This is a genomic window from Methylocystis rosea (genome assembly GCF_003855495.1).
GTDB lineage: Bacteria > Pseudomonadota > Alphaproteobacteria > Rhizobiales > Beijerinckiaceae > Methylocystis > Methylocystis rosea_A.
Genome location: NZ_CP034086.1, coordinates 1,059,298 through 1,080,273, shown reverse-complemented (window position 1 = coordinate 1,080,273; position 20,976 = coordinate 1,059,298). Strand labels below are relative to the sequence as shown.

The following is a 20,976-nucleotide window of genomic DNA, read 5'->3' as shown; positions in this document are numbered from 1 at the left end:
TTGTAGTTTTGCTCGTCTCAAAACGATCTCTGTTTCTCATGATGCGCGCTGAGTTCAGGCTGTTGCCGTCTGAAGCGCTCAGCCGACATCGTCGCATAGGCGAATTTCGCGCGCAGATTGCCGATTGAAAAATCGGAATAGACCTTTTTCATCAGGCTATCCATCAGCGCGCGGCTTTCGCCGGCCGGATTGACGAAGCACATGAATTTGCCAAGCTGCATCGCCAGCGGATGGAACTCGTGCCTGATCACGCGCCGCACGTGGAAGGCCTCGATGCTGTCGTGGCCGAAGAAGTGGTCGGCGATATTGTGGAATCCGTCGATGGCGATGCGATAGCGATTGACCATGCCGCCGCCTGCGAAGGAGTCATTGTCTGGGCGCCGGTCCAGCAGCGCGCCAGAGAGAACTTTGATGCTTAAGCCGCCGGGCATCAGTTCGAAAAAGCGCGCCACATGCCCCCAGCAGCTGCCGACGAATTCTTCATTGAGCGGCACGCGATTCCACGTCGAGCGCTTCACGATGATGCCGCCGATGAAGCTCAAGAATGCTTCTGTGTTGACCGCCTTGCTGAAATAGTCGCGGCGGCTGCGCGGATCTGAAAGCTCGAAGACGGCGCCGTCCTCGCACGCGACAGTCGGATATTCGGTCCAGCTGTCGTGATAAAAATAATACTCCATGTGCTTGCACAGATAGAGATCATGGCCGCTTTGAATTTCGTTGAGCGCGCGACGCAGCGCGCCCGGCCGCATGATGTCGTCGCCGCTGAACAGCCAGCAATAATCGCCGGTCGCGGGCTCAACGGACTTCGCCATGTCGCGGTCGATGCCGCCTTTCTGAGGCTGACGCACATATTTGATATTGGGATGCTTGCGCTCATAGCCCGCGAGAATTTCCGCGGTGTTGTCGGTCGAAGCGCCGTCGAGGATGACGATTTGCACCTCAGTCCCACCGTCCTGATCAAGGATCGAATCGAGAGTTTCAGGAATGAATTTCGCGAAATTATAGATGGGAATGCAGATGGAAAGGCTGGCGGTCATCGACGCAAGATCCCTACGCGAGAGCTGAGAGCCCTCGCAGCGCTTCAATCGGCCGGAAGATAGGCGGAACCGGCAGTTGAGGCAACGCGGCGATCCGTGACTTCATTCGGCGGCTCTAGGACCTTGGCCAGTTCGACCGCGTCGATCTGATAGTGATCTCCCCGCACCATTGAAACAAGACGTGCGGCCGATTGTCGCCAGGTCGTTACCGTCGGGGCTTTCATCTCTCTTACTTCAAAGAGCGCTTCACGCACGCGCTCGGCGAGCGCTTGCGCGTCGAGCACATCGAAATAGACAGCCCCGTCGCCGCCGACTTCGCGGAAAACCGGGATATCGCTTGCTATCACGCGTGCGCCGTGATGCGCGGCTTCGATCAGCGGCATGCCGAAGCCCTCGACGAAGGATGGAAAGATCAAACCCCGCGCGCGGGGATAGAGGTGCGAAAGATCGGCGTCGCTCGCATTGTCGAGCCAGAACAGCCGGCGTCCGTATTCGCTGTGCTGTCTGATACGGCGTTGCAACGCCCGCGTGTTCCAACCCGGGCGGCCGACGATCACGTAACGCGTCTCGCACCCTTCCGCCCAAAGACGTTCAAACGCGTCCAACGCGATCGGATAGGCCTTGCGCGGCTCGAGCGTGCCGACGCTCATGAAGAACGGCCCCGGCGCTGACGCGATGCGCTCGACGGCCTTTGAGGGCGCTTCCTGAGGGCCAGCGCTAAAATCGGCGCCAAGCGGCCACCAGCCGATCCGCATATTCGCGGGTGTCGCGAGACCCTGTTCCCGCACGTAGTCCACGAGGTCCCTTGCGACGCTCTGCGAAATGCAGACGATCGCGTCGCATTGCAGCAGCACCTTCTCGAACCAGGGCCTGAAGGGCGCGCTGTTCTTTAAGGCGGTCGCGGCAGGATAACGCAAGGGGATGAGGTCATAGAGGCAGCCGACGACTTGGGCGCCAGCAGTATGCGCGGCGCTCAAGAGGGACGGATATTCCTCGACGAAGCCCCATCCGGAGTCGAGCAAGAGCAGCGTGTCGCCCGATTGCAATTCAACCGCGTCTGGCAAATTGTCGTGCTGAAAATGGCCATACAAGCGGCCCGCTTCCAGATAGACCGGAAGCGCTTCGCCGCTTTCGACGCAGGCGCGAGCGATTTCACGCACGACGCGCTGGACGCCCGTATGGCCCCTAAAGCGATGCGTCGCCGTCATATCGATGAGCAGACGATTGTGCGCCGCTGGCGGTGGGATGGCGCCTTGGAGGCGCGTGCGCAACGCCTGCGCCTTCGCGGCGTCCGGCGCGCGCCAGCGCCCGTCGTGCAGGCGGCCCAGGCCAAGCAGGCGAGAGAGCGTCCAATAAAGCTCCAACGCCTTGGCGTAGACGAGACGAATGCGCGGATCGACGTCATACTGCTCGATATCGCTCAACTCGCGATGCAACTCCTTGAGCAGATAGGCGTCGATCTCCTCCTTCATTCCCGCTCTCCGCGACCAGCTCGCGCCGCCTTTCGCCTTGCCGCCCGTTCGGACGGATTTCGCAAGAAAGTTAAAGCGTGCGGCCAACGGCCACTCTGCTGGAAGGCATCGGAAAAATCACGATATTTCCGCCCTGCCCGGATGCGGCGATCACCGCCGCCGCTATGTCCGCCGACGCTTCGCTCACGCAGCGTCGGAAAAACGAATGGGCGGCGCCTTCGTAATTCATGCTCAGCAAGTCATGCGCGCATTGTTCTGCGCGCACGAGAGAGATTTCCGCCAATGGCGGCACAGGATCAGCGCTCGACAACTTGGAGAGTGCGTTCAACTCGCATTCAAGCGCTGGGCGCGCAAAATCCGGCAGCGCTGCGAGCACTTGGCGCTCAAAATGGGTCCGAAGCTTACTCGCGGCGTCTTCAAAGAATGCGCAAGCTTGGCTGTCCGTCAAAAGCTTAGCATTATTCGCATTCATCCTACATCCTTCCCGAAGCGCAAAGTCTAGGCTTTAAGACGCAAGCAAGACGGAAGCCTTATCGCTCCGGCATCTACCTCAAATACATAATTGCGGCGAACAAAAGGAGACGCCAAAATCATCGAGCCAGCCTCCGCTTAGGCGCGGCCCTTCGGTTGCAGGACGTGTGGCGACAAGCGAAGCGGCATCTACCCGCTGCACGAAACTGACATGTGAACTTAAGACATTGGATTAGCCGGCGACGACGTCTTACGCGGGTTCGGTCTCACGGCCAGCTAACTCGAGAAGACGCGACACACCGACTGGCTCTTCGCTCAGCAGCGGCACGACGGCGTAGCGGCGCGCATGAGTTGTTGCCACTTTCTCGACCTCGCGCAGTTCATTTTTGGCGCGCTGTTGCAACAAGGGAGAATGCGGGCGCGCCGCCGCGACGCTGTTATTGATGACCCACGCCCAAGGCTCGATGCCCGCACGGCGCAAATCCGCCTGAAGATTCGCCGCTTCGAGGACGGGCGTCGTTTCCGCGAGCGTCACGAGCAAAACCTTGGTTCTGCGCGCGTCCTGTAGCTGCATCATCGGCGTCATGTAATGCGCGCCCTTGGCGTCCAGCATCCGTGCGACCTCGCGGTGATAGGCTCCTGTCGCGTCGAGGAGCAGCAGCGTGTGGCCGGTCGGCGCGGTGTCCATGACGACGAATTTTTCGCCCGCTTCGCGGATGATGCGCGAGAACGCCTGAAAGACGGCGATTTCTTCCGTGCAAGGAGAGCGCAAATCCTCTTCGAGCAAGGCGCGCCCCTGCGCGTCGAGCTTTGCGCCCTTCGTCCTCAGCACCTCTTGCCGGTAGCGTTCGGTTTCGGCGTGCGGGTCGATGCGGCTCACTGTCAGATTGTCGAGCGAACCATGCAGCGTTTCGGCGAGATGCGCGGCAGGATCGGAGGTCGTGAGATGGACGGGCAGTCCGCGATGCGCCAGCTCGACGGCGACCGCCGCCGCAAGCGTCGTCTTGCCGACGCCGCCCTTGCCCATCAGCATGACGAGGCCATGACCATCGGCGGCGATGCCGTCCACCAGTTCCGAAAGGCTGGGCGCGTGCAGCTCGACAGGTTCGCCGACCGCCGCGTCGATGTGCGATGGCGTCGCAACGAGGAGCTGGCGTAACGCATCGAGTCCGACGAGATTGAACGGTTTCAAAGGCACATAGTCGCAGGGCAAGCTGCGTAGCGCATCGGGCGTCGCCGACAAAGCGGCTTGCTCGCGCGCGTAAAGCGCGGCGGCGAGCGCATCGAGCGCCGCCTCTTCCTTCGGCAGTAGACCATTCACGACGAGGAATTGCTGATTGAGGCCGATCGCCGCCAGCTCCTCATGCGTGCGCGCGGCTTCGCGCAGCGCGGAGTTTTGCGGGCGGGCGACGAGGATCAGGCGGGTGCGCTGACCGTCGGCCAAAGCGTCAACGGCGGCGCTGTACTGCGCGCGCTGCTTTTCCAATCCGGCGAGCGGACCGAGGCAGGAGGCGTCGCCTTTCCCCGCCTCAAGGAAGCCGCTCCAGGCGACGGGAAGCTGCAACAGGCGGATGGTGTGCCCGGTCGGGGCCGTATCGAAAATAATATGATCGTATCCCGATGTAATGGCTGTGTTCGTCAACAGCGCGGTGAATTCGTCGAAGGCCGCGATTTCCGTCGTGCAGGCTCCGGAAAGCTGCTCTTCGATGCCCCTCACCACGGCTTCCGGCAGCTTGCCGCGCACGGGGCCGACGATGCGATCGCGATAGGCCTGGGCGGCGGCCTGCGGGTCGATTTCCAGCGCGAAGAGGTTCGGCACGGCGTCAATCGCCGTGATTTTATCGCCGATGCCGACCCCAAACACCTGCCCGACATTCGACGCCGGATCGGTGCTGACAAGCAGCACGCGGCGTCCGGCTTCAGCAAGCTCTATCGCCGTCGCACAGGCGATCGAGGTCTTGCCAACGCCGCCTTTGCCCGTGAAGAAGAGGAAACGCGGAGCCTGTTCAAGAAATTTCATATGGTCCTTTCAGCAGCACGATGAACCGCTACAGCACGCGCCTGATTTCGCTTCCTCCACCTCTTTGACGCCCGCCCAACGCGCAAGTTCCTCGCGGTTCGGATAGCGTCCGGCGAGCGATATCTCGCCATCTACGAGGATCAGCGGCAGAGCTTCCTGCCCCGAGCGTTCGAGAAAGGCCTTAACGGTCGCATTTTCAGCAAAGATCATTGGCTCCTGAGCGAGATTGAAGCGCTCGATGCGCGCGCCGCTCTGCTTCGCCCAGTCAACGTCGGCGGAGAAGGTCACAAGCGCCTGATCGGTCTCGACGCCGCAGACGCCGGTGCTGCAACACAGGGCGGGATCAAAAACTTGAATGGTCGTCATATTCGTCCTTTCAGGATTGAGGTTGAGCGTCCCTGCCGACGACGACTTCGCCATCTTCCTTGGTGAACTCGCCAATGGCAGGATTGGGGAGGATGTCGAGCACGGCTTCCGAGGGACGGCACAGCCGTGCGCCCTTCGGCGTTACGACGATCGGACGATTGATGAGGATCGGATGTTCGAGCATGAAGCCAATCAATTCCTCTTCCGTCCACTTTGGATCGCCAAGGCCGAGCGCCTCATAGGGCGTGCCTTTCTGGCGCAGCAGATCGCGCGCTGAAATGCCCATGGCTTTGAGCAGCTCGACCAGTCGCCCGCGCGTCGGCGGGTCTTTCAGATATTCGATGACGACGGGCTCTTCGCCGCTTTGGCGGATCATCGCCAGCGTGTTGCGCGACGTGCCGCAGGCGGGGTTGTGATAGATCGTGATGGTCATCGCTCAGGCGTCCGTTTTGTGGCCGTGGCTTGCGCCTTCGAGTTCCCCGATTTCACGCAAACAACTCTCAAGCGCCAGCTTATCGAGGCACTATCGCCGGTAAAGACAAAGAGGAATTTGTAAATGTGATCAGTCATCGATTTTTCCCTTTGGGCAAGAGGACACGGGGTCGGATAAGCGGCGGCGCGCAGATATTTCTGAACGCCCACAGCAGCGCTCGTCGAGCAGCAAGATCAGCAGCAAGCAGCGTCTTCGTCTTGCGCTACGTCACGTCTCCGTCAGGCCCAGCATATTCCATCGATTTGAATGTGAGATGCCGCACCCCTTCCGGCGCCTCGGCAATTTTTCGAACCGCGCCCCACGTCTGCTTGAAGTTCGGTATGAGGAGCTCATTCACGCCGGGCGACACCACGTTGCCCTGCACGCCACTGGGATAGCCGAACAGCATGAACGTTTGCCTGCGCTTGGCAGTGGGCGTTGGATAGGCGATTGCTTGGGTCGAACCGTTATCGTTATAGACTTCGACGAGATCGCCGGCTTCGAGCTTCAACTCCGCCATGTCTTGCGGATTCATTTCGATGAAGGGGTAAGGCCAGCGATCCATGACAAAGTCATTCTGCTGATCGAGATAGGCGCTCTGCCAGATGTGATTCGTGCGGCCGCTATTGATGAGAAACGGCCATTTCTTACGCTCGGCCCGCTTATCTGCAAGCTGCAAGCCGCGCCATTTGGTTGGCATAAAGACGGCCTTGCCATCCTCGGTGTCGAATTTGCCGTCAGCGTAAAGGCGCTTCGACCCGATGATCTTGCCGTCCTCGAAAGCGACAGCCGGCTCTTGGAAGCCATTCGTGCCCATCCCGCGCAGCCGCTCATGTGTTACGAACCGCCCGCCCTTGTTTTGCTGATGGTACCCGTCCAAGAAGGCGTCTTCCTCGTTCTTCCAGTCGAACCCCTTGAATCGGTCGGCGTATTTACGCTTGCCCTTCTCAAGCAGCACACGCTCCATATGCGTGGCGATGCGAGCGGCGATCAGGCAGTCCGGCAAGGCCTGGCCCGGCGGGTCCATGTAGCGCTCGGTGAGCCGCATACGCCGCTCGCCGTTCATCGATGTAAGATTCATCTCGCCCGACGTCGCCGCAGGCAGCCAGACGTGACAGGCCTGACCGATTTGGCTCGGTACGATGTCGACGTCGACGGCGAAGAGGCCGCCCTTCTTGATCGCCGCCATGATCGTCTTCGCCATGCGCGCGCGATCGCCGTAAGGCGCGGACATCATCGCATCCTTCACGATGTCCGTGCGCTTTTTGTATGCCTGCTTGAACTTGAACGCATTCAACGTCGTCTTATAGTGATCACAGCCCCAGATGTGGTGCACGCCGCCCTTGCCCGCGATGAGAAGCTTGTCGACGTAAGGGACTGGCCGCGGTCCCGGATAATCGGGCCGCGCATAGCCTTCCTGATGGCCGCCCATGCGCACGCAGCCACCGCCCGGCCGGCCAATGTTTCCCGTCGCGAGCGCGAGGTTCACGAGCGCGCCGTTGGTGCGGTAGTTGTCGTTGCCGAAGATCAAGCCTTTCTCATAGGCGAACATCGCACGGCGTCGTGCGCCGCCGGCCTTAGGTTCGGCGATCCACGCCGCCGATCGGCGAATCTGGTCGACCGTCAGCCCTGTGATTTGCGCGGCTTCCTCGAGGCTCATCTTGTTGGCGGCGAGCGCCTCGTCGAAATTCTTGGTCGAGGCGGCGATGAACTCTTTATCGATCCAACCTTTTTGGGCGATGTAGGTGAACCAGGCGTTGAGCAGCGCGAGGTCCGTTCCTGAGTTGATCGCGAGATGCATCACGCGGTCCTTGCCTGCCTCAACCTCGCACGCGTTCACCGTTACTGTTCGCCGTGGATCGACGATTATGATGCGCACAGGATCGTCTGGCGCTGATCCGAATTCGGCTTTCTTTCTTTCCACGGTCGCGCCGCGCAGATTCGGAAGCCAATGATTTAGAAAATAATTGGTCTGCGTCTCGAGCGGGTTCGTGCCGACAGCGACAATCGTGTCCGCAAGCTCCGCGTCCTCATAACAATTATTAAGCTCATTCACGCCCATGTCGCGGCTCGCATGGACTTCGGAATTGTAGGCAGGGCGATTGTGAATGCGGATATTCTTGACCTTCAGCGCGCCGAAATACAACTTGCCGACGCCCCAGGTGTTTTCGTAGCCGCCGCCAGCGCCGCCGTGATCGTAAGCCGAGACGAACAGGCCGTCCTCGCCCATTTCACTGATGACGTCCACGGTCACGCGGGCGACGAGATCGAGCGCATCGTCCCAGCTCGTCGGCTGCATCTGACCGTAACGCCATACCATCGGATCCGTTAGACGCTGCAACTGAGTATTCCGCGCGCGCGAATAGCTCGTCTCCGCCATACGCGCGCCGCGTATCGAGGCCAAACCAGAATTGACGACGCAATCCTCGTCGGGCTTGATGACGAGGTGCACGTCTTCGCCATTCTGGCGCACGATATTATACATCGATGGCGCGTACCACGCCGTAGCCTCGGCCTGCTGCTGCTTGGAGAGATTTACGCCGAACTTGTTCTTGTCGGGCGCGGCGCCGCCTTGCTTGTTGATCGGCCATGTGTAGGCCTTGTAACCGCAACCGACGATGCAGTAGTGGCAGACGACGTTGAACTCCTTTGCATCCCTTGGAACGATGGGGAGTCGGTCGATCTGACGCTTGTAAGCCATCGCCTTACCCCTCAAAGCACGTTGGACAGCCGGCCATAGAGAAGCTCATCGACGCCTTCCGCATAGATGTCGCCCTTGGCGTCAAGGCGCAGGAAGTATTGCGGCAGATTTTGGGTCGCATGGCCCCAGATCTGCTGGCCGCCCGCCTCGCAATCGAAGCGTGAATAATGCGCCGGGCAGTTGAACGTGCGATCGCCAATGTTATAGCTTAGCGGAAACCCCCGGTGCGGGCAGATCGTAGAGAAACCAACGATGTCCGCGTCGGGACCGACGCCATTTGGCGTGGACCTGCCGAGCTTGACCAAAACGCCCGGCGCGTCGTCGTCAGGATAAGCCACGCTCAACGGCTCGTTGACCTTGAGATCGCGAATATTCGCAAGCCGATTGGACGGGTATTCGACCCGAGCCTGCGCTTGGGCCGCTCGGGCGACGCCCGCGGAAGGAGTCGCCGCTGCGGCGCCGGCCACAGCGATGCTTTCAAGAAACCTGCGGCGACCGACGCCGAATGATATGTTCTGTCTCTTCATGCGCTTTTCGTTTGTGTAGACCACGACAGATCATCTGTACATGTCACGTCAGACAGCGCGCGAACGGCCTGCAATCAACCCATGCAGTGATTCCGCTCGGACAGTCGCGCCTGCCCGCGCGATAGAGGGATCGAAACTTCCTGTGATCCCATGTCGTGCCGTTTCAATTACAGGGATGCCTGCGGGAAGCGCCGCAGACAATGATAGATGGCGATGGTCATCGCTCAGGCGTCCGTTTTGTGGCCATGGCTTGCGCCTTCGAGTTCCCCGATTTCACGCAAACGATCCCTGAGCGCCAATTTGTCGAGTCGCTTGATCGGCGTTGCGAGCAGGTAAGAAATCCGGAGCCTGAGGTAGCGGAATGCATCATTGAACGCTTTTAATTTTTCGATCTCTGTTCCCTCAACAGCCCCCGGATCCTCGACGCCCCAATGGGCGGTCATCGGCTGACCGGGCCAGATCGGACAGGCTTCGCCCGCGGCGTTGTCACAGACGGTGAAAACGAAATCCATTTTCGGCGCGTCAGGGCCAGCGAATTCCTCCCAGTTCTTCGAGCGGAAACCTTCTGTCAGATAGCCATATTCCTCGAGCGCTTTGATCGCGTAAGGATTGACGACGCCTTTGGGGTGGCTGCCTGCCGAAAACGCATTGAAACGGCCAGCGCCGTCCCGGCGGAGGATGCTTTCCGCAATGATCGAGCGCGCCGTGTTGCCGGTGCAAAGAAAGAGGACGTTGTAAACCGCGTCGGTCATTGGCTGTCTCCCGCTCCAGAACAACAGGCGGCTTCAATCACAGGCGCTGGCTTCGCGCCGCAGCAGGCGGAGGACTCCTCCTTAGCTGGGCTCGTGCGGAATCCCGTAAGCGCTGCATCGTCGCCGTAAATCGTGCTTTCGCCGGTGGTCAGGAAGGACTCCCACAAAAGCCCTTGCGGATCGGAGGTCCACGCTTTCTCGGACTTTGCGTAGCAGCAGGTCGTGGCGCCTTCTTCCAGCACAGGCCGTTCGGCCTGTTGCAGACGGCCATAGAATTCTTTCAGCTCTTCGGGCGTCTCGACCTCGATCCCAAGATGATCGACGCCAGCCTGTCCGCCTCGCGCCGAAATTGCGAAGTTCACGCGCGGATCATCGAGCATCCACTTCGCATAATCGGGTTTGATGGCCGTCGGCTGCGCTTCAAAAAGCGCGCTGTAAAACCTAATCGACGCCGTAAGGTCATCAACGGACACGTGCACGTGCAGGCGTTTCATGACGTTCCTCTGGTTGGCAAGTTGAAGCAGTAGTGGTCTCGCATGAGGCAGCAGCGCCTTGGCAGCAATTCTCAGTCATGTAGGCGAGCAGCGCGTTCATGACCGGATAGGCGGCCGAGTAGATCAGCGACCGGCTTTCGCGCCGGAAGGTCACAAGGTCCGCGTGCTTGAGCTGGCTCAGGTGAAAAGACAGCGTCGCCGGCGGTAGCGCGAGCCGCTCGCCGATTTGCCCCGCCGCAAGCCCCTTAGGTCCGGCTTGCATGAGCAGCCTGAAAATATCGAGCCGCGTTTCGTGGCCGAGCGCGACAAGTGCGGCCAGGGCTTCCTGCTTTTCCATATTTCTAATATGATGGAAATATAGATCAGGTCAATACCGTCGAGACGTCGATTCCCCATGGTGCCGGTCGAGAGACTTCCGTCGCGTAACGCGCCGTCGCACTGAGTCGAAAACGAACGGAAAGTGTCGTATCGAGGCGTTGAATGGAGCGTGCATGACGCGACCTGTGCCGTTGAGACGAAATCTACAATGCTGACACATCAGCATATTAGATTCGCCGTTGCGCCGATGATGGATTGGACGGATCGGCACTGCCGATACTTCCATCGCCTGTTGTCGCGCCGCGCCCGCCTTTATACGGAAATGCTCACGACCGGCGCGGTGATCCACGGCGACCGCGCGCGGCTGATGGCGTTCGATCCGTTTGAGCAGCCCGTCGCCATGCAGCTCGGCGGCGCCGAACCCGCTGCGCTGGCGAAGGCCGCGAGCACCGTCGAGCAATTCGGCTATGCGGAGGTCAATCTCAACGTCGGCTGTCCGTCGGATCGCGTGCAGAACGGCGCGTTCGGCGCCTGTCTCATGCGCGAGCCTGCGCGCGTCGGCGACTGTATCAAAGCGATGAAGGACACCGTCGCGATTCCCGTCACCGTGAAATGCCGCATCGGCGTCGACGATCAAAATCCGGAGCAGGCTCTGTTCGCGCTTGCGGAAGCCTGCGTCGAAAGCGGCGCCGACGCGCTGTTCGTGCATGCGCGAAAGGCCTGGCTTAAGGGCCTCTCGCCAAAGGAAAACAGGGACGTCCCGCCGCTGGACTATCCGCTGGTGCACCGTCTCAAGCGCGCCTTGCCGGACGTTCCCATCGCCATCAATGGCGGGCTGACGCGGATCGCCGAGATGCAAGAACAGCTGCAGTTCGTCGATGGCGTGATGATCGGGCGCGCGGCCTATCATGATCCCGCGCTGCTTCTTGAGGTCGACCCACAATTGTTTGGACAGTCGGCGCCGGTCGCCAACCTCTTCGACGCCGTGGACGCGTTCCTTCCCTACGTCGACCGCGAACTCGCGAAAGGCGAGCGGCTCTCAGCGATGACGCGTCATCTGCTCGGCCTCTTCGCCGGAATGCCGGGCGCACGGTCGTTCCGTCGGCGGCTGGCGCTCGAAGCCGTCAAACCTGGCGCCGGAGTCGAAACGCTGCTCGGGGCCGTCACTGACGTGCGCACGGCCATTGCGCGCTTCGCCGAAGCAGAAGCAGGGAAACCCGCCAACGCCGAACCTGCCGAGATCGCCTGACGATCAACCCGCCGACAGCGCCGCCAAAATGGCGATCTCCGCGAGTTGCTGCGCGGCGCCAAGCACATCCCCCGTGTAGCCGCCAATCTGCTTTTTTGCGAGGTTGGTAATAAGCGCAGCCACGACGAAGGCGGCGAAGATCGCAACTGCGATCTGGATCAAGCCGGCGCCGCCGAGCCATGGCGCGAGACCAAAGCCGGCCGCTACGAGCCAGGCGCGCGTCCAAAACTCGCGCGAGGGCGCCGAGACGGTCGCGCCCAGCCCATCGGCGCGCGCCGTCGGAAGCCGCATCATCGGCGCCAATCCGGCGACGCGCGACAAGGCGCCCGCGAAGATGAGGGCGCCGGCCGCGAGCGCGACGCTTCGCTCAAAGAGTGACGCGAGCGCCGCGACGCGCAGCAGGACGGAGAAACACAGCGCCAGGGCGCCATAGGTCCCAACGCGGCTGTCGCGCATAATGGCGAGCTTCGACTCGCCCGTCGCGCCGCCGCCGAACCCATCCGCGACATCGGCGAGTCCGTCCTCGTGCAGCGCGCCTGTGGCGAGTGTGAGGACCGCGACCGCGACGAGCGCGCAGACGAGCGCAGGAAGATGGCAGATGCGCGCCAGGAACAGACTCGCCGCGCCTGTTGCGCCGATCAATGCGCCGGCGATCGGCAGCGCCGGCGCCATGCGGGCGAAATCAAGCGGCGCATGCGCGCCGTCGCCGATCGGAAAACGCGCGTAGAACCGTAAAAAGCTCTGGACGTCGGCGAGGAGCGCGCGCTGCATCGGTTCTACTTTCGGCGCCGCGTCGGATTTGTCGAGAACCCGAACCCTTCCGCGCGGCTCTAAATCGTCTGGTTGTACGCGCCGACCTCGGGATTTTCGCACAGCATGCCGTCGATCGCCGTAAACATCTCCTTCATGCGCGACTGTGAGACGGGGCTTTCGACCACGACCACGAGCTCCGGCTTGTTGGACGACGCGCGCACGAGGCCCCAGGTGCCGTCGGCGACCGTGACGCGCACGCCGTTGATGGTGACGACGTCGCGGATGGGCTGGCCGATGATCTGCTCGCCCTGCGCGCGCATCGCCTCGATGCGCGCCGTCACCTTGTCGATGACGCCATATTTCTTTTCGTCGTCGCAATGCGGCGACATCGTCGGCGAGCCCCAGGTCTTCGGCAACTCCGCGTAGAGTTCGGCCATCGACTTCGTTGGATTGCGGTCGAGCATTTCGAGGACGTGGACGGCGGTGAGCAGCCCGTCGTCATAGCCGCGTCCGATCGGCTCGTTGAAAAAGAAGTGCCCCGATTTTTCGAATCCGGCGAGCGCCTTGCGCTCGCTGACGCGGCGCTTGATGTAGGAATGCCCCGTCTTCCAATATTCCGTGACGACGCCGCGCGCGACGAGTTCGGGATCCGTCGCGAAAAGCCCGGTCGACTTCACGTCGACCACGAATGACGCATTCGGATGGACCTTGGAGAGATCGCGCGCGAGCATGACGCCGATCTTGTCGGCGAAGATCTCGTCGCCATTATTGTCGACAACGCCGCAGCGATCCCCGTCGCCGTCAAAGCCAAGCCCGACGCATGCGCCCGTCTCGCGCACCTTGTCGGCGATGGCGTGCAGCATGTCCATATCTTCGGGATTGGGATTGTAGCGCGGGAACGTGTAGTCCGGCGAGACGTCAAGTGGGATCACGTCGCAGCCAAGGCGCTCCAGCATCTGCGGCGCGAAGGCGCCGGCGGTGCCATTGCCGCAGGCGGCGACGACCTTCATCTTGCGGGCGAACGGCGGCCGGCGCGTGAGATCGTCGATGTAGCGCGCGCCGAAATTTTCGATGTAGCGATAGGAGCCGCCTTCCGCCTCGTGAAATTCGCCGGCGAGAACGATCTCCTTCAGGCGTCCCATCTCCTCCGGCCCGAAGGTCACGGGCCGCCGCGCGCCCATCTTCACGCCCGTCCAGCCGTTGTCGTTATGCGAGGCCGTCACCATGGCGACAGCCGCGACATCGAGATCGAACTGCGCGAAATAGGCCATCGGCGACAGTGCGAGACCGATATCGCGCACGCGCACGCCGGCGGCCATCAGGCCGCTCACCAGCGCCAATTTGATCGATGAAGAATAGCTGCGATAATCATGGCCGACGACGATTTCAGGCGCGACGCCCAATTCGCGCAGCAGCGCGCCAAGGCCCATGCCGAGCGCCTGCACGCCCATCAAATTGAGGTCGGCCCCAAACAGCCAGCGCGCGTCATATTCGCGAAAGCCGGTCGACTTGATGAGCGGCGCCTCTTCATATTCGAATGTATTCGGGCGCAAATTCGCAACGGGCTTGGGAAACATCAACGATCCTTCACTAGTCGAGCGTCGCCTTGGCCGCCTTGGCATAAGCGAAAATTTGTCCCGCGCCAAATGCGGCGTGGGGATGATGCACTTTATGCTTGCAGAGCGCGGCGAGCGCTCGTAGATTTTTGGTTGTTGCTAAATTTGCTTTATTATTTTCGAGGTTTCGCTATGGCCAAGAAAATCGTTTTGCTCGCCGACGGCACTGGAAACGGGCGACTGGTGCAAGTCTCAAATATCAATCGGCTTTCGCAAGCGCTCTGCCTCTCAGACAAAGATCAGGTCGTTTATTACATTCCCGGCGTCGGCACAGAGGGTTTCAAGCCGCTCGCGATGCTCGACGGCGCGACCGGTTTTGGCGTGCCCTCGAACGTGCGCAAGCTTTACCGTTTTCTGTCCTGGAATTGGGAGCCTGGCGCAGCGATCTACATGTTCGGCTTCAGCCGCGGCGCCTTCACCATTCGAATGCTGATCGACCTCATCCGCGCGCAGGGTCTGTTGCCGACCGAATTCGACGGGCGGCGCGTGTCGCACCAGGAGATGCTCCGCAATTCCGAAGACGCTTGGCGCGCTTTCTGCGAGCAAGACGAAGAACGCAAAAAGAATATCTGGGTTTTTTTGGGCCTGCCCAAGCTGCGAGACGCCATCTTGGGCGTCTGGAAAAAGCTTTGGGGACAGCCGAGCTATGCAGACGTGCAAAAGGCGGCCTCGGACCGCGACCTGAGAAACTGTCCATCGACTTTGTCGGCCTATTCGACACAGTGGAAGCCTATGGGGTTCCTATCGAAGAAATGCGCGAGGTCGTTCATCGCTTTGTGTTCCCCATCAAGTTTGGCGGCGATCATACGATCTGGAAGAAGGTCCACCGGATACGACAGGCTCTCTCGCTCGACGATGAGCGACTCACTTTCCATCCGATCCGCGTGTCCTTAAAGCCCGATGAGCCGGACTTTCGCATACAGGAAGTTTGGTTCGCCGGGGTGCATTCCGACGTTGGCGGCGGTTATCCCGACGACATGACGGCGTATTGCCCGCTGGTCTGGATGGTTCGGGAACTTCAGACAGCTGCGACCGACAGAGCGCTCACTTTTCACGAAACGGCGTTGGCCGAATTCAGTAGGACGGCCACGCCATTCGGCCCGCTGCATGACTCTCGAGCAGGCGTGGCGGTATTGTATCGGTACGATCCACGGCAAGTGACGCTGACGGATCCGGCCGGTAATCCCTACTACCGGCCGACCGTCCACCACACGGTTGTTGAACGCTTAGTAGACGGAGGCGGAGATTACGCGCCGCTGGCGCTTGGCGGGACGACCCCGCAGCAAGCCCAAATCGGTCCTAAAGGCGCCGACGTCTTCATGCCCGACGGCTCCATCGCGCGCGCCGAGACTGGACCGGCTTACGCCCGTGTTCGGGAAGCGGACCCGGCGTTTGAGCCCGCAAGCATGGGCAGCGACGGCCGCGAACTGGACTTTGCCAAGGGAGCGATGAAGAGCCTGGACGCGCCCAATCAGGAACAGATGGAGATCGCCCGCGATTACGTATGGCTGAACCGAATTGCTTACTTTTTCTTCGTGGCCTTGTTCCTCACGGCCCTCGCCTTTCCGTTGCTCGATTCAACAATCGACGACTCCAACGAAGGCATATGGAGCCAGCTCTCGGTAGTTGCGCTCCCGTTCCAATGGCTTCTGCACGTGCTCGGCCCAGTTGGCGCCGCTCTGTCGCGGTTCATGTCCGGCACTGAAAATGTCCTGCGTGGCATGGGCGACACGATCCTGTCCTTCACGCCGTCCTACCTCTACGCTCATGTGAAAGCTGCGCTGAATCATCCATTTTTCAGCATAGCGCTGGTGCTCGCCTATTTCGTTCTTCGCAATAGGAGCGACGCCTATGAGGACGCCACGCGCTACCACGCGCGCGCGGCCTGGAACATTCAGAACGATAAAATCAAAAAAGGCGTTGAACCCAAACCGGGCGCAACATCAAAATTCGTGCGCACGATACGAAGCTCGCCTGCGGCAAGATCTGTCCTTGGCGCCGGCCGCGCGATGTTGCCCGCCGCTTATGCGATTGTCTTTGTGTTCACGCCCCTGCTTCTCGCCGCCAATCGGATTGGCTTCAATTATCTCGCGGGATCTGGACGGGTGTGCGTGGGCTCAGAGGCGCCCGAATGGGTGGCGAACGCATCTGCACGGTTTGCCACGAATGACCCCTGCTGGGCGAGCCGCTGGACAGTTGAACGCGGCGGCGTCTATCGCCTGACGATCAGCATCGACCCCAAGAGCGATGATCCCTGGCTTGATCAGCTGATGCTCACCGATCCCTACGGCTTTGATGCGAAAGGCTTGGTCCAGAGCGCTGGCGTCGCCTTACGTCGCTGGCCTTCAGCCGCTTGGTTCCATCCTATCGCCCGCATCGGAACGCGCGGGGATTCAGAGTGGCCGCTGGTCCCGATCGACGGCGGCGGCGCTCTGTCGCCGCGCGGGCGACGCTGCTCAATGCTCCCGCTGAATTACAGCGAAACCGCCGAACATAAGTCTTTTTGCGCCAATCACCCCGCTGCGAAATCCTGTGTCGACGGCGGCCTGTCGCTGAGCATCGATCCGCTGCCCGCCGACGAATTGGATGCCGCCAAGGCGGCTTGGGCGCGAGACAGCTACTCCTACGACGGCAAGAGCTGCAATTCGGTGTTTCCGCGCAAAACCTTCGTGTCGGAATTCGTTGCGAGCGATACGGGAGAGCTATTTCTTTTCGTCAACGACGCGGCGCACGTGTCCTTAGACGGTCGCAAGCAAATTTTTTACGACAACAACACCGGCACAGCGAAAGTAACGATTGAGCGATTGCCGCGCGACGCCGCGCGCGCCACGACCGCAAGCGCGCCATAAGGGCTCCACCAAGCCGCAGGGCTCACGAGCCCCGCGGCTTGGCGCGCGTCGTCGGCTGCGCGGCCGCCGGATCATCCGGCCAGAGATGGCGCGGATAGCGCCCTCTCATCTCCTTCTTCACCTCGCTCCAGGAGCCTTTCCAAAAGCTCGGCAAATCTCGGGTCGTCTGTATCGGCCGATGCGCCGGCGAAAGCAGTTCGAGGGTTAAGGGCGCGCGTCCGCGCGCAAGCGTCGGGTGACTCGAAAGGCCGTAAAGCTCCTGCACCCGGACCGCGAGGATCGGTCCGTTCTCGGTGGAGTAGTCGAGCGCATGGCGCGATCCGGCCGGCGTCTCGAAATGCGAGGGCGCTTCCGCATCGAGCCTGCGCGACAACTCATAGGGGAGAAGCTGAGCGAGCGCGGCCTCGAGGTCGTCGGTCGCAATATCCGCGAGCGACGTGCGCCCCTCAATGAACGGCGCAAGCCACTCTTCGGCGCTTGCCGCCAGAGCGGCGTCGGAGAGGTCCGGCCACTCGTCGCCCTCGGCGCGGCGCAGAAAGGCGACCCGGTCGCGCCGCTGCATTTGCGTCTTCGTCCACGGCAGCCGCGCGACGCCAACCGCGGCCACGCCGCGCGCAAGGATCCGCGCATTCTGGTCAGACGGCTCGACCGCCAGATTGCGCTCGGAGAGTCGTATCGCCCCCAGACGCCGGAAGGCGCGCCGCCGCAAGCTTGCGCTCGCCGCGTCGAAGACGGTTTCGTCGCGCGTCTCGATACGATTGCCCGCAATCGTCTCAACCTCCTCGGCGGTGAGCGCACAAGCCGCAAGGATGCGCGCCTGCGCCGCCCGGCCGGTGAGTTCGGCGACGGCGAGGAATGGCGCGCGTGACAGAGGATCTTCGAACTGCAACATCGCGGCGCGGCCGTTCGCCATCAGGAACTCGCCGCGCGCGCCGCGCGATTTGGCGATGCGGTCGGGAAAAGCGAGCGCGATCAGCGCGCCGTCGGATAACAGCCCCCTCCCCAGCCCTCCCCCGCTTCGCGGGAGAGGGGACGCGAACGATCGGCGATTCGCTCTCTCTTGATGAAGCGCCGAGTCCACTCCCTCTCCCGCGTTAGCGGGGGAGGGTTGGGGAGGGGGCAAAACGCCTGCCGCCGCCATCGCCTGCCGCGCCCATTGCGCCGCGAGGCGCAGCGCGTCGCCCGCGCGCTTCGACTTCTCGCCGCGCAGGCGCTCGAGCCGATGCGAAAGGTCGGCGTCGGCGCCGCCGATCCCCCGCTCCGAGAGCAGCATGGCGAGTTCGGCGGCGCGCTTCGCCTCGCCCTGACCCGCCGCCTCGACCACCATTCGCGCCAATCTGGGCGCAAGCGGCAGCGCCCGCATGGCGCGGCCCATGTCGGTAAGCCGACCGTCGTCGTCGAGCGCCCCGAGTTCGCGATCAAGCGCGACCGCCTCCTTCCAGGCGGGCGCCGGCGGCGGATCGAGCCATTTGAGTCGCCCCGGATCGCTCACCCCCCAGGCCGCGAGATCAAGGGCAAGGCCGGAGAGATCGGCGTCGAGAATTTCGGGCGCGGCGAAGGCCGGGAGCGCCGCCGTCTGCGGCTCGTCCCACAGGCGATAGCAGACGCCGGGCTCGGTGCGGCCGGCGCGGCCGCGGCGCTGATCGACGCTGGCGCGCGAAGCGCGCACCGTCTCGAGCCGCGACAATCCGAGATCCGGTTCGAAGCGCTGCACGCGCGCCAGCCCGCTGTCGACGACGATGCGCACGCCTTCGATCGTCAGCGAGGTTTCCGCGATCGACGTGGCGAGCACGATCTTGCGACGGCCGGGCCGCGCCGGCGCGATGGCCAGGTCCTGCTCGCCGCGATCGAGCGCGCCATAGAGCGGCGCGACGTCGATGTCGTCCGGCAGGCGCGACTCGGCGAGGCGTGAGGCGACGCGCGCGATCTCCCCCTGCCCTGGCAGAAACGCGAGAATCGAACCCCGCTCTTCGCGCAGCGCCAGAAGAATCGCGCGCGTCATCGACTCTTCGATGCGCGCATTGGCGTCGCGGCCGAGATAGCGCGTCTCGACGGCAAATGCGCGCCCCTGGCTCTCGATCGTCTGGGCGCCCATCAGCGCGGCGACGCGGGCGCCGTCGAGCGTCGCCGACATGGTGATGAGCCGCAGATCCTCCCGCAGTCCTGCCTGGGCGTCGAGCGCCAGCGCGAGGCCGAGATCCGCGTCGAGCGAGCGTTCGTGATATTCGTCGAACAGCACGCCGGCCACGCCCTCGAGCCCCCCATCGTCGAGAATCATCCGCGCAAACACGCCTTCGGTGACGACCTCGATGCGCGTTCGCCCCGAGATTTTCGATTCAAGGCGCATCCGCAGGCCGATCGTTTCGCCAACGGTCTCGCCGAGCGTCGCCGCCATGCGGCTCGCCGCCGCGCGGGCGGCGAGACGTCGCGGCTCCAATAGAATGAGCTTGCCGCCCTTGGCCCAGTCGGCGTCGAGCAGCGCGAGCGGCGCGCGCGTGGTTTTACCGGCGCCGGGCGGGGCGACGACGACAAGGTTGCACGACGCCTCAAGCGCCGCGCGGATCGCCGGCAGCACATCGTCGATCGGCAGCGCAGAACGATCATGCAGCATCGGAGGCGCGCTTCAAAAGGTCCAAATTCTACAGCCCGACGCATTGCGGACGTCGGTCAAAGGGTCAAGACGCTGCGTCGCGCGGACCGGCAATAAAAAAGCCCCTCCCTTGCGGGAGGGGCAAAAGATTACAGCCAATGCTGAACTTACGCCGCCTGCTGGATCGCCGAGAGCTTCCACTCCTGCGGTCCGGCGCCCGCCGGTCGGCGGAAGGTCCAGGCCTCGGACGTCTCCGTCGGCCCCGGCGAACCGGGCGCGGGCTTGCCGGTGGCGCGATCCTCGATGACGTCATTGAGCGCGAAGCGCATGGCGACGGTGGCGTATTCGTCGACGCCTTCGCGCCACGCCTCCGACAGATCGCCCTGCAGCAATTTCACGTCAGAAACGCGGTTGATGACGCCCTTGCGGCGGTTCTCCTCCAATTCGTCGTCGAAATAGGAGGCCATTTCCGGCGTCGACATGCCGCGCAGTGCGCCAAGATCCTCGCGGCTATAGGCGCCCTGCGTTTCGCCGAGCAGGCGTTCGAAGGCGTTGAAGTCCTCCGCCGCAATCTTGATCGGCGTCGCCATCGCCGCTTCCGGAGAAGCGCCGGAGCCGAAGCCCGCCGCGCCAAAGGGCGCGCGCGCCGTAAAGGGCGACGTGAAACCAGGGCTCGGACGGTGACCCGCCCCCGCCATGGCGTTGGCATTGCGACGCGTCCACCAATTGAAAGCCATGCGGGCCAGGAAGACGATCAGCGCGATCTGCAACAGCAGGCCGATGACCGAGGCGAAGCCCATCATGCCGCCGAAGAGGCCATGGCCCGTCAGCAGGCCGAAGAGCCCGGCGCCCAGCAGGCCGCCGGCGAGACCGCCGAGCATGCCGCGACCGAAAGCGCCGCCAAAGGCGCCGCCGGGCTGCGACATCGGCCCGGCCATCCCCGGCGCGGGACGCGGCGCGACGCTGCGCTCGAAGGGCGAGGCCTGGCCCGGCATGGTGCGGGTCGACGGCGGGGCCGACCAGCTGCGCGAGCCGCGGCTGCCAAAGCTGCCGCCGCCGCCCATCCGCGCCTCGGCGAGGGCGGGCGCAAGCGCCAGCAGCGTCGCAAGCGCAAGAAAAATCAGCGATCCACGCTTAAGCGCGAAGAAACGCGACATGTTTGTATCCTCGAAATTGCGGGGAAACAGTCTCCCCTAACCGCGCATATATAGGAACGCCGGGGGGTGCGCGCAAAGGCTTGGCCGCAAGATCGTAGCCTGCATCTTGCGCAGCCATGCCATCACGCTATA

16 protein-coding genes and 1 pseudogene are annotated in these 20,976 nt (G+C 62.5%); 3 read left to right on the top strand and 14 right to left on the bottom strand.

Annotated elements, in window-relative coordinates:
* Window positions 1–17: 17 nt before the first annotated feature.
* The 10 genes from EHO51_RS05130 to EHO51_RS05080 all read right to left on the bottom strand — a co-directional run bounded on the left by EHO51_RS05130 (window position 18) and on the right by EHO51_RS05080 (window position 10,649).
* A complete protein-coding gene (locus tag EHO51_RS05130; RefSeq protein ID WP_124737993.1) occupies window positions 18–1,037 on the bottom strand; it encodes a glycosyltransferase family 2 protein in 1,020 nt (339 codons plus the stop codon).
* A 44-nt stretch (window positions 1,038–1,081) separates the two neighbouring features.
* Window positions 1,082–2,509, bottom strand: a complete 1,428-nt coding sequence (locus tag EHO51_RS05125) for a glycosyltransferase family 4 protein (protein ID WP_124737992.1) — start codon at window positions 2,507–2,509, stop codon at window positions 1,082–1,084.
* A gap of 721 nt (window positions 2,510–3,230) precedes the next feature.
* Window positions 3,231–5,000: an arsenical pump-driving ATPase gene (gene arsA / locus EHO51_RS05115; RefSeq protein ID WP_124737990.1), complete on the bottom strand. Its 1,770-nt coding sequence runs from the start codon at window positions 4,998–5,000 to the stop codon at window positions 3,231–3,233.
* Between the two features lie 9 nt (window positions 5,001–5,009).
* Window positions 5,010–5,366 carry an arsenite efflux transporter metallochaperone ArsD gene (gene arsD, locus EHO51_RS05110; RefSeq protein ID WP_124737989.1) on the bottom strand — a complete coding sequence of 119 codons (357 nt, stop codon included), beginning with the start codon at window positions 5,364–5,366 and terminating at the stop codon, window positions 5,010–5,012.
* A gap of 10 nt (window positions 5,367–5,376) precedes the next feature.
* Entirely contained in the window at window positions 5,377–5,799 is a 423-nt protein-coding gene (gene arsC, locus EHO51_RS05105; RefSeq protein WP_124737988.1) for an arsenate reductase (glutaredoxin), read from the bottom strand.
* A 262-nt stretch (window positions 5,800–6,061) separates the two neighbouring features.
* Window positions 6,062–8,539: an arsenate reductase (azurin) large subunit gene (locus EHO51_RS05100; RefSeq protein WP_124737987.1), complete on the bottom strand. Its 2,478-nt coding sequence runs from the start codon at window positions 8,537–8,539 to the stop codon at window positions 6,062–6,064.
* An 11-nt stretch (window positions 8,540–8,550) separates the two neighbouring features.
* On the bottom strand, window positions 8,551–9,066 hold the full coding sequence (locus EHO51_RS05095; protein WP_124737986.1) for an arsenate reductase (azurin) small subunit: 516 nt from the start codon (window positions 9,064–9,066) through the stop codon (window positions 8,551–8,553).
* Between the two features lie 224 nt (window positions 9,067–9,290).
* A complete protein-coding gene (locus EHO51_RS05090; RefSeq protein ID WP_124737985.1) occupies window positions 9,291–9,818 on the bottom strand; it encodes an arsenate reductase ArsC in 528 nt (175 codons plus the stop codon).
* Window positions 9,815–10,312, bottom strand: coding sequence for an ArsI/CadI family heavy metal resistance metalloenzyme (locus EHO51_RS05085; protein WP_124737984.1), 498 nt, complete (start codon window positions 10,310–10,312; stop codon window positions 9,815–9,817). The genes EHO51_RS05090 and EHO51_RS05085 overlap by 4 nt, the downstream gene beginning before the upstream one ends.
* The gene (locus tag EHO51_RS05080) at window positions 10,281–10,649 is read right to left on the bottom strand and encodes an ArsR/SmtB family transcription factor (RefSeq protein WP_124737983.1); all 369 of its coding nucleotides are present in this window, start codon (window positions 10,647–10,649) and stop codon (window positions 10,281–10,283) included. The genes EHO51_RS05085 and EHO51_RS05080 overlap by 32 nt, the downstream gene beginning before the upstream one ends.
* Before the next feature lie 189 nt (window positions 10,650–10,838).
* Between EHO51_RS05080 and dusA the strand changes: the two genes are divergently transcribed.
* Window positions 10,839–11,879, top strand: coding sequence for a tRNA dihydrouridine(20/20a) synthase DusA (gene dusA / locus EHO51_RS05075; protein ID WP_124737982.1), 1,041 nt, complete (start codon window positions 10,839–10,841; stop codon window positions 11,877–11,879).
* 3 nt (window positions 11,880–11,882) lie between these two features.
* Here the strand turns inward: dusA and cobS are convergent, their stop codons facing one another.
* Window positions 11,883–12,650 (bottom strand): adenosylcobinamide-GDP ribazoletransferase, encoded by a 768-nt coding sequence (gene cobS / locus EHO51_RS05070; RefSeq protein ID WP_124737981.1) that lies wholly within the window; start codon window positions 12,648–12,650, stop codon window positions 11,883–11,885.
* Between the two features lie 59 nt (window positions 12,651–12,709).
* Window positions 12,710–14,209 (bottom strand): phosphomannomutase/phosphoglucomutase, encoded by a 1,500-nt coding sequence (locus EHO51_RS05065; protein ID WP_124737980.1) that lies wholly within the window; start codon window positions 14,207–14,209, stop codon window positions 12,710–12,712.
* Between the two features lie 69 nt (window positions 14,210–14,278).
* On the opposite strand from EHO51_RS05065, the pseudogene EHO51_RS21195 reads away from it, so the two are divergent.
* Together EHO51_RS21195 and EHO51_RS05055 are read left to right on the top strand one after the other, a co-directional pair.
* Window positions 14,279–14,743, top strand: a pseudogene (locus EHO51_RS21195) (phospholipase effector Tle1 domain-containing protein); the annotation flags it as partial.
* Between the two features lie 227 nt (window positions 14,744–14,970).
* The gene (locus EHO51_RS05055) at window positions 14,971–17,097 is read left to right on the top strand and encodes a phospholipase effector Tle1 domain-containing protein (protein WP_281024507.1); all 2,127 of its coding nucleotides are present in this window, start codon (window positions 14,971–14,973) and stop codon (window positions 17,095–17,097) included.
* Window positions 17,098–17,119: 22 nt separating this feature from the next.
* Here the strand turns inward: EHO51_RS05055 and hrpB are convergent, their stop codons facing one another.
* Complete coding sequence (gene hrpB / locus EHO51_RS05050) at window positions 17,120–19,708, bottom strand: ATP-dependent helicase HrpB (RefSeq protein WP_124737978.1); 2,589 nt, start codon at window positions 19,706–19,708, stop codon at window positions 17,120–17,122.
* 146 nt (window positions 19,709–19,854) lie between these two features.
* Window positions 19,855–20,844: a TIM44-like domain-containing protein gene (locus tag EHO51_RS05045; protein WP_124737977.1), complete on the bottom strand. Its 990-nt coding sequence runs from the start codon at window positions 20,842–20,844 to the stop codon at window positions 19,855–19,857.
* Between the last annotated feature and the right edge of the window lie 132 nt (window positions 20,845–20,976).